We start from the raw sequence: 12,861 nt of genomic DNA, 5'->3' as shown, positions 1-12,861 counted from the left end.
GAGCCCTACCCGCTCCCTGACCGCGCCCTAACCGCGCCCTAACCGCGCCCTACTTGCGCGCGATGATCTCGCCGTGCGGCATCCCAAACCAGCCGTCTGGATTGGCCGACCAGGCCCGCCAGGCGGCGGCGATGGTCGTCAGATCGGCCAGGTCGGCCGCTCCCGACTCAATCGCATGGCTGGCGAAGTTCGATTCTGTGGCGCGCTCGGCCCAGGAGAGGCCCCACCACTCGCGCTCCGCGTCGGAGGCGAAGCACCAGATCGACGCGCTGCTGGTGACGTTGTGAAACCCGGCCAGCCGCGCCCACGCCTTCAAGGCGCGACCGGAATCCGGATCGCCGCCGTTCCAGTAGTGCACCTCTCGGTACACTCTCATCCAGGTCGCGAGGCCGGGCAGTTGCGGGTACCACATCACTCCGCCATAGTCGACGTCACGCACGGCGAGAATACCGCCCGGCTTCAGAACCCGGCGTAGCTCCGTCAGCGCCGCTATGGGGTTCGCGAGGTGCTGCAGCAGCTGGTGGGCGTGCACGATGTCGAAGGAGTCGTCGGGAAAATCGAGTGCGGACACGTCGCCGATCTGAAAGCTCACATTGTGAACCCCCTCGTCGTGCGCGAGAGCGCGCGCCTGGTCGATCACGTCGGCCGAGGCATCCACCCCGATCACCTGGCCGGGTGCCAACCGGCGACCGAGGTCGACGGTGATTGTTCCTGGGCCTGATCCCACATCGAGCAGACTCTGCCCGAGGTGCAGATGCGGGATGAGGTAGCTCGCTGAGTTGACCACGGTGCGCCAGGTGTGCGAACGCAGCACGCTCGGATGGTGGCCGTGCGTGTACACCTCGCGGGGCGCGGTTTCGGAGCTGTCGGGTAGGTCGGTCATGGTCGCAGCCTAGAACCGAATCCAGATTGCCTGAAGTGGAAACTAGTCTGGTGAGATGGTCGACTCCGTGAACCCCCTTCTCGTTCAGAGCACTTTGCCGTATCAACTGCCGCCATTCGCCGAGATCAGGGACGAACACTACGCGCCCGCTCTCGAGTCGGGAATGCGCGAACAGCTCGCCGAGGTGGCCGCGCTCCTGGCCGACACCGCGCCAGCCACCTTTCAGAACACGATGATTCCGCTGGAGCGGAGCGGGCAGACCTTGCACCGCGCCCTGCAGGTTTTTGAAAACAAGGCTTCCAACGATTCCAACGCGGTGACCGAAGCGCTCGAGGAACAGTTCGCCCCGCTGTTGGCCGCCCACCGCGATGCGATCACTCTCAATCCGGCTCTCTTCGCTCGCATCGCCGCGGTGCACGTCCAGCTCGATTCGCTGGGCCTGGATGCCGAGTCTCACTTTCTCGTCGAGCGGTACCACACCGAGTTCACCCTGGCCGGGGCGGGGCTCTCCGACGACGACAAGGCTCGCCTCCGCGATTACAACCAGCGTCTGTCCACCCTCACCACCCGGTTCGAAAAGAACTTGCTGGCCGACACCAACGAGCTGGCCGTACTAATCAACGATGTCGCCGAACTCGACGGCCTCGCCCCCGCGGAGATCTCAGCAGCCGCCGCAGCGGCGCAGGAGCGCGGGCTGTCCGGCGGCTACCTGATCCCCCTGGTACTTCCCACCGCTCAGCCGACCCTGGAAGCACTGACGAACCGCGCGGTGCGCGAACGGGTGATGACTGCATCGCGGGCCAGGGGCATCCGTGGCGGAGCGAACGACAACTGTGAGCTGGTTCTCGAGATCACCCGATTGCGGGCCGAGCGCGCCCGGCTCCTCGGTTTTGCCAATCACGCAGCCGCCGTGACCGCCGACGAGACGGCGAAGTCGCCCGAAGCCGTTGCCACGATGTTGGGGCGGCTTGCCCCTGCCGCAGCGCGCAACGCCCGGGCCGAACAGGCCGAACTGCAGGCCCACGTCGCCGGCACGGGCGAGTCGTTCGAGCTCGCCGCTTGGGACTGGGCGTTCTATGCCGAGAAGGTGCGCGTGGCCACCTTCGACATCGACACCGCGGCCATGCGCGAGTACTTCGAGCTGGAGAAGGTGCTGCACGACGGCGTCTTCCACGCCGCAACCCTGCTCTACGGGATCACTTTCGTCGAACGTGCTGACCTCGTCGGCTGGCACCCTGACACGCGTGTCTTCGAGGTCTCGAATGAAGACGGCACTCCGCTCGGCCTCTATCTCATCGATCCCTACACGCGCGATTCCAAGCGCGGTGGAGCCTGGATGAACTCCCTCGTCTCGCAAAGCACCCTGCTGCAGACGCCGACGATCGTGACGAACTCGATGAACGTGCAGAAGCCCGGCGTCGGTGCGCCGACCCTGCTCAGCTTCGACGAGGTCAACACGCTCTTTCACGAGTTCGGCCACGCGCTGCACGGCCTCTTCGCGCAGGTGACCTACCCGAAGTTTGCCGGCACCAATGTGCATCGCGACTTTGTCGAGTTTCCGAGCCAGGTGAACGAGATGTGGATGCTCTGGCCCGAGGTGCTGGCGAACTATGCCACGCACTATCTGACCGGCGAACCCCTCCCGCAGCAGCTCGTCGACAGCCTCCAGGCGTCAACCACCTTCAACGAGGGTTTTGCGACGAGCGAATACTTGGCGGCCGCACTGCTCGACCAGGCGTGGCACCGTCGGGGCGCCGATGCCGACGCCGCTGCGCCGGTGACGGATGTCGCCGAGTTCGAGGCATCCGCTCTCGCCGCCGTCGGCCTCGACAACCCGGTGGTTCCCACCCGCTACTCCAGCACCTATTTCGCTCACACCTTTGCCAGCGGCTACGACGCCGGGTACTACTCCTACATTTGGAGTGAGGTGCTCGACGCCGACACGGTGGCCTGGTTCACCGAGAATGGCGGGCTCACCCGGGCGAATGGCGATCGTTTTCGGCACCGTTTGCTCGCCGTCGGGGGCTCATGCGACCCGCTGGCGGCCTACCGTGACTTTGCGGGCCGGGATGCCGACATCCAGCCTCTGCTCGATCGTCGCGGCTTGAACTAGCCCGTTTCGCCTCGTCCGTCTTCGCGCGTTCCACCCCCGCGAACTGTGGCAGATTACCGTTTCTCGGATCGAAAATGGTCATCTGCCACAGCTCGCGGGCTGTGAGCGAGTGGTTTAGGCCGGGCTAGGCGATTCGGAGCGGTCGGGGTGAGCATCGGGGTGCAGGTCGGGCTTCGGGCGACCGATGTTCAGCCAGAACATGATGATCCCGCCGACCACGAGCCCCCAGAATGCCGAACCGATGCCGAGCAGCGCGATCCCGGAGGCCGTCACGAGAAACACGGCGATCGCGGTGATGCGATGGTGCGGGTCGTCCAGCGCACCGGTCAGGCTCGTCACCAGAGCTCCGAGCAGCGCCAAGCCGGCGACGGCGACAATCAGAATCGGTGGTGATGCCGCAACGAGCGCGGCGGCGAACCCAGCGCCGAGCCCCAGCACCAGGTAGGCCACTCCTGACGTCACAGTGGCGACCCAGCGTTTCGACTTCTCGGGATGCGCCTCTGGGCTGGCCATCAGGGCTGCGGTGATCGCCGCGAGATTGATCGCGTGAGCTCCGAAGACGGAGCCGACGGCCGTCACGATTCCGGAGCCGATCAGGATCGGCTGGGGCGGTGGACGGTAGCCGAATGTAGACATCACCACGAAACCGGGAACGTTCTGGCCGGCCATGGTCACGATGAAGAGCGGCAGCCCGAGGCTGACGATCACCAGCGGGTCGAAGACCGGCGCGGTGAAGACGAGGGCCGGCTGTGACGCCGGTGAGGTCAGCCACGCGGTGCCCGCCGTCAGCGCGATGCCGAGCGCCGCGACGACCATCGCGGCCGGAACTGCCCAGCGCGGGGCGAGCCTGAGGAGTATCAGCCAGACGGCAATCACCGGCAGAGCAAGCGCCGGCTGTTCGACGGCGGCGGTCACGGGGGTGAGACAGATCGGAAACAGGATGCCCGCCAGCATCGCGCTCGCGATCGGCTTCGGGATGCGAGTGATCGCGCGCCCAAGCGCCGGCCAGAGCCCGGTCAGCACGATCAGAACGCCGCAGACCAGGAAGGCTCCGACGGCTGCCGCGAAATTGTTGGTTGTGCTGCCGGCGGCGACGAGCAGGGCGGCGCCCGGAGTCGACCAGGCGAACGAGATCGGCATCTTGAAGTACCACGGCAGGATGATGCAGATCAGGCCGACCAGCAGGCAGAGGGCCAGGAGCCCTGATGCTGCCTGAGCGTCGTTGGCTCCGACCGCGTGCAGCCCGGCGATCACGAGAACAAAAGAGCTCGCGAAGCCGGTGATGGCGGCGACGATTCCGGCGAAGACAGGTTGGATGATGACGGCTGGTCCCTTCTCACACCGACCAGATGTCAGGGGCCCTATGCCTCGTACCCGTCGCGTCAGCGACCGTGGTCAGGGCTTCAGCCTAGAACGCGACAGTCGAGGACCAGACGCGCAACGCCGCACGGCGCTGCGGTGCCCGCTTAGGCCGACTTCTCTTCGCGGTGAATCTCGTGCGGCACAATCGTAGGGGCCGCGTTGTCGAGCACCGCTTCGCGGGTGACGATGACCCGGGCGACCTCGGTGCTGGATGGCACCTCGAACATGATCGGGCCGAGCACTTCTTCCATGATGGCGCGCAGACCGCGGGCACCGGTCTTGCGCAGCACCGCCAGGTCGGCGATCGCCTCCAGTGCCGGCTGCTCAAAGTCGAGTTCGACGCCGTCGAGTTCGAACATCCGCTGGTACTGACGCACCAGAGCGTTCTTCGGCACGGTCAGAATCTGCATCAATGCAGCCTGGTCGAGCTGAGTGACCGTGGTGACGACCGGGAGTCGACCGATGAACTCGGGAATCAGACCGAACTTGTGCAGGTCTTCGGGAAGAACCTCACTGAACAGGTTGACGTCGTCACCCTTGCTGTGCAGCGGGGCGCCGAAGCCGATGCCCTTTTTGCCTGCTCTCGAGGAGATGATGTCGTCGAGACCCGCGAACGCGCCGGCCACGATGAACAGCACGTTCGTGGTGTCGATCTGAATGAATTCCTGGTGCGGATGCTTGCGCCCGCCCTGCGGAGGAACCGAGGCGACCGTGCCCTCAAGAATCTTCAGCAGCGCCTGCTGCACGCCCTCCCCCGACACGTCACGCGTGATCGACGGGTTCTCAGCCTTGCGGGCGATCTTGTCGATCTCGTCGATGTAGATGATGCCGGTCTCGGCGCGCTTGACGTCGTAATCGGCAGCCTGAATCAGCTTGAGAAGAATGTTTTCGACGTCTTCGCCGACGTAGCCGGCTTCGGTCAGCGCCGTCGCATCGGCCACGGCGAACGGAACGTTCAAGCGCTTGGCCAAGGTCTGGGCGAGGTAGGTCTTGCCGCAACCGGTGGGACCGATCAGCAGGATGTTCGACTTGGCAATCTCGACGTCGTCGTGGAGAGCCTCAGCGGCGGTCAGCGTGCTGCGTGCACGTACCCGCTTGTAGTGGTTGTAGACGGCAACGGCGAGAGCGCGCTTGGCAGCCTCTTGGCCGATGACGTATTCCTCGAGAAAGCCGTAGATCTCTTTCGGCTTCGGAAGCTCAAATTCGCCGCTTGATTCTTCGGCACCCGCTTCGGCCAGACGCTCTTCGATGATCTCGTTGCAGAGCTCGACACATTCGTCGCAAATGTAGACGCCGGGGCCCGCAATGAGCTGCTGAACCTGCTTCTGGCTCTTGCCGCAGAAGGAACACTTCAGCAGATCGGCGCTTTCGCCTATACGGGCCATCTGTCAGCCTCCTTCATCGGGTCCATCGTGGGTGCTGTTGCCTTCGAGCCTATCCTGTGGCCCCGACACTTGCGCGCACCCCGGGCACAAAACGAAACGGCGCGCCGCCCTGAGGCGACGCGCCGAATCGTGCTCATCGAGCTGACTTACTTGACGAGCGCCGGAACGCTCTTGCGGCTGGTCAGCACCTGGTCGATCAGGCCGTACTCGAGTGCCTCGGCAGCACCGAGGATCTTGTCGCGGTCGATGTCCTTGTGAACCTGCTCAGGCGTGCGGTTCGAGTGGTGGGAGATCGTCTCTTCCAGCCAGGTGCGCATGCGCTGAATCTCAGCGGCCTGGATCTCGATGTCCGAGGCCTGGCCGCCACCCTGGCCACCAGCAGAGGGCTGGTGAATCAGGATGCGTGCGTTCGGCAGTGCGAGACGCTTACCCGGCGTTCCACCGGCGAGCAGCACGGCTGCGGCCGAAGCCGCCTGGCCGAGGCAGACCGTCTGCACGTGCGGACGGATGTACTGCATGGTGTCGTAGATCGCCGTCATCGCGGTGAACGAGCCACCAGGTGAGTTGATGTACATGACGATGTCGCGATCGGGGTCCTGGCTCTCGAGCACGAGAAGCTGGGCCATCACGTCATCGGCCGAGGCGTCGTCGATCTGTACGCCGAGAAAGATGATGCGGTCTTCGAACAGCTTGGCGTACGGGTCTTGACGCTTGTAGCCGTATGCGGTGCGCTCTTCGAAGGTCGGCAGGATGTAGCGGGCTTCAGCCGGGCGAGCCAGGCCGCCGGCCTGCAGGCTGCCGGTCTGCTGCGTGAAGTTGGTGAATTCCATGGTGATGCTGCCCGTCCCTACTTCTTGTTCGCTGAATCGTCGGTTCCGCCGCCGCCGACAACTTCGGAGGCGAATTCGCGCAGGTGGTCGACGAAGCCGTACTCGAGGGCTTCCTGTGCGGTGAACCAGTTGTCGCGGTCGTTGTCGATCAGAACCTGCTCGACGCTCTTACCGGTCTGCTCGGCCGTCAGTTCAGCCATCCGCTTCTTCATGTCAAGGATGACCTTGGCCTGCGTCTGGATGTCTGCTGCGGTTCCGCCGAAGCCACCGGAGGGCTGGTGCAACAGCACGCGAGCGTTCGGCGTGATGTAGCGCTTGCCCTTGGTGCCAGACGACAGCAGGAACTGGCCCATTGAGGCGGCCAGGCCGATGCCGACCGTGACGATGTCGTTCGGCACGAAACGCATCGTGTCGTAGATGGCCATGCCAGCGGTGATCGAGCCACCGGGCGAGTTGATGTACAAGAAGATGTCGCGTTCCGAGTCTTCTGCAGCCAGGAGCAAGATCTTGGCGCAGATCTCGTTCGAGTTGTCGTCACGGACCTCTGAGCCGAGCCAGATGATGCGGTCCTTCAGCAGTCGGTCAAAAACACCGGGGGTGGGTGTCTGTTCGGCCATGTCAAGCTCCGTTTCAGTTATCGCTTCGAATTGAATCTATAGGAGCTAACGCGCCAGAACTGCTCTGTTCGCCCTCGGCAGATTGCCAGAGCCCCTTTCGGCGAGAATTCGGCACTGTGAGGGGCCAGGAGACAGCGAAAGAGCCGGATGTCTGTGACATCCGGCCCTCGTTCGCACAGTGCAAATGTGCTGCGTGCGAAATTGCGTGGAAAGTTACTCCGCTGCGGGAGCCTTCTTGGCTGCAGCCTTCTTCTTCGGCTTCGCTTCGACGACTACTTCTTCAGCAGCTGCCTCGGCGGGTGCCTCGGCGACCTCAGCGGCGGCTTCGTCAGCTGCCTCTTCGGCCGGTGCGTCAGCGACGGCGGTGAACTCGGAGAGGTCAACCTTCTTGCCGTTGGTGTCAACGACCTTCGCCTTGCCGAGGGCGATGGCGAGAGCCTTGTTGCGAGCAACCTCGGCAACCATCGACGGGATCTGGCCGTTGCTGGACAGGGCCTGAACGAACTCGCTCGGGTCCATGCCGTACTGGCTGGCGCCCTGGATGAGGTACTGGGTGAGCTCGTCCTGGCTGACCTGCACCTTTTCTGCCTCGGCGATGGTGTCGAGCAGAATCTGCTGACGGAAGGTCTTCTCGCTGGACTCGGTGACCTCGGCGCGGTGCTCAGCGTCTTCGAGGCGGTTCTCGCCCTCGAGGTGACGGTGCACCTCGTCTTCGATGATCGCGGCGGGGATCGGAACCTCAACCTTGGCGAGCAGCTGCTCGACCATCTTGTCGCGAGCCTGGCTGCCCTGGCCGAAGACCTTGGAGCGCTCAACCTGAGTCTTGAGGCTCTCGGTCAGCTCGGCGATGGTGTCGAACTCGCTGGAGATCTGAGCGAAGTCGTCGTCGGCGGCCGGAAGCTCGCGCTCCTTGACGGCGTTGACGGTGACGGTGATCTCTGCGGTCTCGCCCTCGTGGTCTCCACCCATCAGGTTGGAGTTGAAGGTGGTGGTCTCGCCGGCGGTGAGGGAGTCAAGCGCCTCGTCGATGCCGTCGATCAAGTCGCCGGAGCCGACCTCGTAGGAGATTCCGCTGGCCGTGTCGACTTCAACACCCTTGATGGATGCGACGAGGTCGATCTGAGCGAAGTCGCCGGTCTTGGCCGGGCGGTCAACGGTGACCAGCGTGCCGAAACGAGCGCGCAGGGTGTCGAGTTCTTCGGCAACCTCTTCGTCGGACACCGTCGCGGCGTCAACTTCGATCTTCAGGCCGTCGTACTTAGGCAGCTCGATCTCGGGACGAACGTCGACCTCGATGGCCAGTTCCAGATCGCCGGAGAAGTCCTTGTCGCTCGGCCAGGTGACGATGTCAGCCTGCGGGCGGCCCAGGGGGCGCAGTTTGTTCTCGGTGACCGCAGCGCGGTAGAAGCCGTCGAGGCCTTCGTTGACAGCGTGCTCGAGCACGGCGGACTTGCCGATGCGCTGGTCAATCATTGCCGGCGGGACCTTGCCCTTACGGAAACCGGGAATGTTCATGCTCTCAGCCATGTGGCTGTAGGCGTGGGTGATGCTGGGCTTCAGCTCCTCGGGCGTCACCGAAATGGTGAGCTTGGCGCGCGTGGGGCTCAGCTGTTCGACCGTGGACTTCACGTGGGGACTCTCCTGTATCTGAACGATGTACTGGGGTGATGGTCGGGGCGACAGGATTCGAACCTGCGACCTCTCGGTCCCAAACCGAGCGCTCTACCAAGCTGAGCTACGCCCCGGATCGCCATCTCAACCCGATTGAGCCACCCACCGACGCGCAGTATTTCACGTGCCGTGCGGATTGACCTCGGTCAGTCTACTGCACTGTTGTGGGTGCCGCGGTGCACACGATTCGCATCCGCTGTGTGCGCACTGTGTGCTTGCCGTACAGATGCGGTGGACACGCCCGGGCGCACGCCGCGATGTGCGTTGTGGCACAAAGCACCCCGCAACGTGTACTACGATAATTTGAGTGCCTGGTTCTGCTGGGCCGCGGGGATGTAGCTTAGTGGTAAAGCCTCTGTCTTCCAAACAGATGATGCGAGTTCGATTCTCGTCATCCCCTCCCTAGAGAACACCGGACCGTAGCCGAAAGGCTGCGGTCCTTTGTCGTTAAGCTGCACTCTCAGTTGCACCCTGTTCGTGCTGCGGAGCCCGACTCGAGGGGCTCCTGCCCTCCGCCTCTTCCATCCCGCGTTCTCGCTCGCGCGTGCGCTCAAATCGTCGCCTCCCGCAAGCGCAGGCGACAATTTGAGCGCACGCGTGGCGAGCTAGCCCTCCAGGCCCAAGCGGATGTTCTTCGGCAGCGACGCGACGATGATCGCGTGCGACTCGGCGATGAGCTCACGCACGTGGTCGTCCGGCACGCTGCCGTCGAGCTCCACCGTCACCCAGTGCTTCTTGTTCATGTGATAGCCAGGGCCGATGCCATCGACACTCTTGATCAGGCGTGGCACGTTCTCGGGCAGCGCCTTGAGCGTGATCCTCGGGTTGGGGGCATCCGGTGCGTCGATCGAAAATACCTTGCCGGCGACTTTGAACACGCGGGCCTCCGGCCCGAACGGGTACGTTTCCTCTGCGCCGTTCAGGTCGAGCAGGAAGGCGGTCAATTCGTCTGGATTCATCTCGCCCGCCAGACTATCGCGCGACACACCGGTCGTCAGCGGCGCCCAGTGCGACCGCGCAGCGTGTCAGCCGCAGCGTGTCAGCCTCAGCGGGTCAGCCACAGCGCAGGGGGCTGCCATACTCGGAATGGTGACCACGAACCCCACCCGCGAACGCTCCTCCCGCGGGCTGCTCGTTGACATCAGTCCACTGCGTGAAAGCCCCGCCTTCGCCCGGCTCTGGGCCGGCGGCGCCATTTCAGGCATCGGCGCGCAGATGACCGTCGTCGCGGTCGGTCTGCACATCTATGCGCTGACCGAATCGACCTTCGCCGTCGCTCTGGTCGGCGCGTTCGCACTGATTCCGATGATCATCGCCGGCCTCTACGGCGGGATGCTCGCTGACGCGTTCGACCGGCGCCTCATCCTGATCTGGGGCTCGGTGATCGCGTGGGGATCGACCATCGCCCTCGCGTCACTGGCGTGGCTGGGCATCGAAACGGTGTGGCCGTTCTATCTGCTCACGACCGTCAACGCCGTTGCGGCGACGGTGATCGGCACCGTGCGCTTCGCGGTGATCCCCCGCATCCTGCCTGCACACCTACTTCCGGCCGCCTCGGCCCTCAGCGGCATCAGCGTCGGCGTGATGGTCACCGTCGGTCCGGCGCTGGCCGGGGTGCTCGTCGCGACCGTCGGCTTCGGCTGGACCTACACAATCGACGCCGTTCTCTTCATCGCCTCCTTCCTCGGCATCCTCGCGCTCCCCCGCCTGGCGCCGGAAGGCGACGTCGACAAGCCAGGACTCGCGTCGCTGGTGTCCGGATTCCGTTTCTTGAAGACCGCACCCAATGTGCGGATGTCGTTCGTCGTCGACATCATCGCAATGACGTTTGGGCAGCCCCGCGTGCTGTTCCCCGCTGTCGGCGCACTCGTGCTCGGCGGCGGGGCGATCACCGTCGGCATCCTGATCGCGGCCGGTGCGATCGGGGCGCTCGCCACCAGCATCCTCTCAGGCCGCCTCGGTCAGGTTCGAATGCAGGGCCAGGCCATAGCCCGCTCGATCATCGCCTACGGCGCCTTCATTCTCGGGTTCGGCGTGCTGCTGGCCGTGCTGGCCACCGGATGGTTCGGGCCGGTCGGTGCGTCGATCGAGAGCGCGAACATGGTCGGCATCGTCATCGCCGCGATCCTGTTGGCCGGTGCCGGTGGGGCAGACAACATCAGCGCCATCTTTCGCATGACGATGCTGCAAACCGCGGTGCCCGACAGCATGCGCGGCAGGCTGCAGGGCGTATTCACCGTGGTGGTCACCGGCGGCCCGCGCCTCGGTGACATCTATGTCGGCGCGGTGGCCGCGTTCGGCGCCCTCTGGCTGCCTCCGCTCGCCGGTGGCCTGGCGATCATCGTGCTCGTGGCGGTGCTGGTGCGCACACAGCGCACGTTCCGTCACTACGACGCGCTCGATCCGCGGCCGTAGTCGCGCTCGCGCCTCCCCCTCTGCGCCATCGCACCGAGATTGACACCTGCGGTCGACTTTGACCGGCACACCAGGGGTTCTCGACCGCAACAGTCAAGCTCGGCGAGCACGTACGCGGGTCATGTCGCGATCGGGCAAGCCGGAGCACAATGGGCTCATGCCAGAGATGGCGGATCCCCCGGGTGCGGCAAACGAGCCGGTCGCCTCCCCCTCGGTGCGCGCACAGTTGCTCGCCACCGAGCATTGGAGCCTGCTCGCCTCCCGCAGCACCACCCAGAGCGAGGTGCTCACCCGGATCAGCATGTTCCTCACCCTGACTTCCGCCGCCCTGGTGAGTCTCGCGCTCGTCGGACAGGCCAACGACTTCGACGGAATCTTTCCGAGCTTCGCGGTCGTCGTGCTCGCAATTGTGCTGCTCGTCGGCCTGCTCACGCAGCTGCGGGTGATGAACACCATGATGGAGGACCTGCAATACGTCATCGCGATGAACGTGCTGCGCGCCGCCTACGCCGAACTCGACCCGGGCATCGAACGCTATTTCATGAGTTCGCGCTTCGATGACCTGGCCGGATCACGGCAGACCTACTACTTCTTGGGTCCCCGCGGCCCCAGCCAAGTTCTGGGCAGCAGCATGACGTTCATCGTCGCGGTCAACTCGACACTTCTCGGTCTGCTGACGGCAGCAGCAGCCGGATTCATCACCGCTTCCGCCGAGCTCGCCGCGGCGATCGGCGCTGCCGTCGGCCTGGCTCTGTTCGCGTTCTCGCTGTGGCGCAGCACCCGGGTCTACTTTCGCTTCTGGAAGCGGTACACGCCGCAGTTCCCCACTCCGCCGACTCCCCCGGTCTAGCCCCGCCGAAACCTAGCGCTGCAGAAACGCCAGCACGGCGAGCACGCGCCGGTGATCGCTGCCCGAGTCTTCGAGCCCGAGCTTCTGAAAGATCGCGGTGACGTTCTTCTCGACGGCGCCGACACCGATCACTAGAGCGGATGCGATCCCCGCGTTGGTGCGCCCCTCCGCCATCAGGCCGAGCACATCCCGTTCGCGGGGGGTGAGGGCGCTGAGCGGGTCGGTGCGGCGGGCGAGCAACTCACGCACGACCTGCGGATCGAGCACCGTGCCGCCCGCACTGACCCGGGCGACGGCATCCTTCAACTCGTCGAGCGACGCGACGCGATCCTTGAGCAGATAGCCGAGCCCGCCGTCGCCGGCCGAGAGCAGCTCCTGCGCGTAGGTGCCCTCGACGTACTGGCTCAGCAGCAGCACGCCGATGCCCGGCAGCCGGCGGCGCAATTCGAGAGCCGCGCGCACTCCCTCATCACGAAAGGTGGGAGGCATCCGCACGTCGAGAACGGCCAGGTCGGGGGCCAGTTCTTCGACCTCTGCGAGCAGAGCGTCTGCGTCGCCGTAGGCGGCAACCGTCTCGAAGCCGGCCTCGACGAAGAGCCGAATCAGACCTTCGCGCAGCAGCACCGAATCCTCGGCCAGCACCAGCCTGAGTTTCGCCGGCGGCGCCGAATTCGTCGGTTCGCCGCCGGGTGCACTCGTATCAGACATGCCTTCAGAATAGAGCGCGGGCTGACG

11 protein-coding genes and 2 tRNA genes are annotated in these 12,861 nt (G+C 64.8%); 4 read left to right on the top strand and 9 right to left on the bottom strand.

All coding sequences use genetic code 11. The features are described from left to right. Positions 1–49: 49 nt before the first annotated feature. Positions 50–883 (bottom strand): methyltransferase domain-containing protein, encoded by an 834-nt coding sequence (locus ABD791_RS03350; protein ID WP_345062263.1) that lies wholly within the window; start codon positions 881–883, stop codon positions 50–52. A 55-nt stretch (positions 884–938) separates the two neighbouring features. Here ABD791_RS03350 and ABD791_RS03345 point away from each other — a divergent pair, with 55 nt between their 5' ends. Next, entirely contained in the window at positions 939–2,996 is a 2,058-nt protein-coding gene (locus tag ABD791_RS03345; protein WP_345062261.1) for a M3 family metallopeptidase, read from the top strand. Between the two features lie 114 nt (positions 2,997–3,110). Here ABD791_RS03345 and ABD791_RS03340 read toward each other — a convergent pair whose 3' ends face one another. The 6 genes from ABD791_RS03340 to ABD791_RS03315 form a co-directional block, all read right to left on the bottom strand. Next, positions 3,111–4,313 carry a benzoate/H(+) symporter BenE family transporter gene (locus tag ABD791_RS03340; RefSeq protein ID WP_345064468.1) on the bottom strand — a complete coding sequence of 401 codons (1,203 nt, stop codon included), beginning with the start codon at positions 4,311–4,313 and terminating at the stop codon, positions 3,111–3,113. Between the two features lie 149 nt (positions 4,314–4,462). Beyond that, the gene (gene clpX, locus ABD791_RS03335; RefSeq protein WP_345062259.1) at positions 4,463–5,743 is read right to left on the bottom strand and encodes an ATP-dependent Clp protease ATP-binding subunit ClpX; all 1,281 of its coding nucleotides are present in this window, start codon (positions 5,741–5,743) and stop codon (positions 4,463–4,465) included. A gap of 146 nt (positions 5,744–5,889) precedes the next feature. Continuing rightward, a complete protein-coding gene (locus ABD791_RS03330) occupies positions 5,890–6,573 on the bottom strand; it encodes an ATP-dependent Clp protease proteolytic subunit (protein ID WP_345062257.1) in 684 nt (227 codons plus the stop codon). Positions 6,574–6,590: 17 nt separating this feature from the next. Beyond that, positions 6,591–7,190: an ATP-dependent Clp protease proteolytic subunit gene (locus ABD791_RS03325; RefSeq protein WP_345062255.1), complete on the bottom strand. Its 600-nt coding sequence runs from the start codon at positions 7,188–7,190 to the stop codon at positions 6,591–6,593. Between the two features lie 213 nt (positions 7,191–7,403). Continuing rightward, on the bottom strand, positions 7,404–8,819 hold the full coding sequence (gene tig / locus ABD791_RS03320; protein WP_345062253.1) for a trigger factor: 1,416 nt from the start codon (positions 8,817–8,819) through the stop codon (positions 7,404–7,406). Positions 8,820–8,858: 39 nt separating this feature from the next. Next, positions 8,859–8,935, bottom strand: a tRNA-Pro gene (locus ABD791_RS03315). 255 nt (positions 8,936–9,190) lie between these two features. On the opposite strand from ABD791_RS03315, the gene ABD791_RS03310 reads away from it, so the two are divergent. Next, positions 9,191–9,261, top strand: a tRNA-Gly gene (locus ABD791_RS03310). A gap of 205 nt (positions 9,262–9,466) precedes the next feature. Here ABD791_RS03310 and ABD791_RS03305 read toward each other — a convergent pair. Continuing rightward, the gene (locus ABD791_RS03305; RefSeq protein WP_345062251.1) at positions 9,467–9,820 is read right to left on the bottom strand and encodes an MmcQ/YjbR family DNA-binding protein; all 354 of its coding nucleotides are present in this window, start codon (positions 9,818–9,820) and stop codon (positions 9,467–9,469) included. A 127-nt stretch (positions 9,821–9,947) separates the two neighbouring features. On the opposite strand from ABD791_RS03305, the gene ABD791_RS03300 reads away from it, so the two are divergent. Further along, on the top strand, positions 9,948–11,276 hold the full coding sequence (locus ABD791_RS03300) for an MFS transporter (RefSeq protein WP_345062249.1): 1,329 nt from the start codon (positions 9,948–9,950) through the stop codon (positions 11,274–11,276). Positions 11,277–11,433: 157 nt separating this feature from the next. After that, positions 11,434–12,126: a hypothetical protein gene (locus ABD791_RS03295; RefSeq protein ID WP_425562213.1), complete on the top strand. Its 693-nt coding sequence runs from the start codon at positions 11,434–11,436 to the stop codon at positions 12,124–12,126. 12 nt (positions 12,127–12,138) lie between these two features. Here ABD791_RS03295 and ABD791_RS03290 read toward each other — a convergent pair whose 3' ends face one another. Beyond that, a complete protein-coding gene (locus tag ABD791_RS03290) occupies positions 12,139–12,834 on the bottom strand; it encodes a response regulator (protein ID WP_345062247.1) in 696 nt (231 codons plus the stop codon). Between the last annotated feature and the right edge of the window lie 27 nt (positions 12,835–12,861).

The organism is Glaciibacter kafniensis (assembly GCF_039538945.1).
Classification (GTDB): Bacteria; Actinomycetota; Actinomycetes; order Actinomycetales; family Microbacteriaceae; genus Cryobacterium; species Cryobacterium kafniensis.
The sequence above is the reverse complement of the archived record's forward strand: the minus strand, read 5'-3'. Positions and strand labels throughout refer to the sequence as shown.

What these genes read in the sequence shown, in the direction of transcription:
- ABD791_RS03350 (WP_345062263.1), bottom strand. Translation starts at nt 883, where the DNA reads ATGACCGACCTACCCGACAGCTCCGAAACCGCGCCCCGCGAGGTGTAC.
- ABD791_RS03345 (WP_345062261.1), top strand. Translation starts at nt 939, where the DNA reads ATGGTCGACTCCGTGAACCCCCTTCTCGTTCAGAGCACTTTGCCGTAT.
- clpX (WP_345062259.1), bottom strand. Translation starts at nt 5,743, where the DNA reads ATGGCCCGTATAGGCGAAAGCGCCGATCTGCTGAAGTGTTCCTTCTGC.
- ABD791_RS03330 (WP_345062257.1), bottom strand. Translation starts at nt 6,573, where the DNA reads ATGGAATTCACCAACTTCACGCAGCAGACCGGCAGCCTGCAGGCCGGC.
- ABD791_RS03325 (WP_345062255.1), bottom strand. Translation starts at nt 7,190, where the DNA reads ATGGCCGAACAGACACCCACCCCCGGTGTTTTTGACCGACTGCTGAAG.
- ABD791_RS03305 (WP_345062251.1), bottom strand. Translation starts at nt 9,820, where the DNA reads ATGAATCCAGACGAATTGACCGCCTTCCTGCTCGACCTGAACGGCGCA.
- ABD791_RS03300 (WP_345062249.1), top strand. Translation starts at nt 9,948, where the DNA reads ATGGTGACCACGAACCCCACCCGCGAACGCTCCTCCCGCGGGCTGCTC.
- ABD791_RS03295 (WP_425562213.1), top strand. Translation starts at nt 11,434, where the DNA reads ATGCCAGAGATGGCGGATCCCCCGGGTGCGGCAAACGAGCCGGTCGCC.
- ABD791_RS03290 (WP_345062247.1), bottom strand. Translation starts at nt 12,834, where the DNA reads ATGTCTGATACGAGTGCACCCGGCGGCGAACCGACGAATTCGGCGCCG.